1 pseudogene is annotated in these 208 nt (G+C 69.7%); it reads left to right on the plus strand.

Annotated elements, in window-relative coordinates:
- A pseudogene (locus EXE44_RS20055) lies at positions 1-208 on the plus strand (topoisomerase DNA-binding C4 zinc finger domain-containing protein); the annotation flags it as partial.

Below are 208 nucleotides of genomic sequence, written 5' to 3' on the forward strand. Positions count from 1 at the left end.
GAAGATCCGCTTCGAGCGCGGCGAGCCGTTCCACCTCTGTCTCGACCCCGCCTGCGACCCGATGGAGGACGCCGTCAGCGACCGGTTCGACGGAGTTTGGGACTGCCCCGACTGCGATGGCGACCTCCGCGTCCGATTCGCGCCCGGCCGCGTCTACCTCGCCTGCGAGAACGACCCCGACTGCGAGACCACCTTCTCGTTCCCCGCC

The sequence above is a fragment of the Halorubrum sp. SS7 genome, from assembly GCF_005435055.1.
In the GTDB taxonomy this organism is placed as follows: Archaea; Halobacteriota; Halobacteria; order Halobacteriales; family Haloferacaceae; genus Halorubrum; species Halorubrum salinarum.